Raw genomic sequence first — 476 nt, 5'->3', positions numbered from 1 at the left:
AGACTGCGCGAGTTCGGCGACCGCCTCGTCGACGGAGTCCTTCACGTCGTTCTAGGTCGGGTGAGTCACACCCGTGGTCCCGGACCTCGGCAGGTCAGCGCGCTCGCGACGGAATAGAAACACGTTCAGTTAGACAGCTCCACCTCACACCGTCGCGACCTTCGATCCGGTGTTGGTCGTAGCGGTGATACAATTTTGTATAACTGCAGTTGAAGGTGGTGTGTGATGGCGTTGGCGGATGTGGAGCGTGATCTGCGGGCGATTCCGGCGGAGAAGGAACTGCTGCAGATCAAGTTGCTGCGTGCGGTGGCGCACGCGACGGACAATCAGGTGCCGCAGCGGGTGATCGCGAAGAACCTGGCCGTCAAGCAACCGGAGGTCAGCCGGATCGTGAAGAAGCTGCGGATGAACCCCTCGGTCCGGGACCGCTCCCCGAGGGAGGTGCTGCTCGAACACGCCGCGAAGCGGATCGACCA

Annotated in this window: 1 protein-coding gene; it reads left to right on the top strand. The window is 62.2% G+C overall.

Features of this window, described 5'->3' with window-relative positions; translation table 11 throughout:
- Nucleotides 1-222: 222 nt before the first annotated feature.
- On the top strand, nucleotides 223-476 hold a 254-nt coding region (locus ACFWJO_RS40130; protein ID WP_386873282.1), incomplete at its 3' end, for a hypothetical protein.

The sequence above is a fragment of the Streptomyces sp. NPDC127092 genome (genome assembly GCF_042722475.1).
GTDB lineage: Bacteria > Actinomycetota > Actinomycetes > Streptomycetales > Streptomycetaceae > Streptomyces.
The sequence above is the reverse complement of the archived record's forward strand: the minus strand, read 5'-3'. Positions and strand labels throughout refer to the sequence as shown.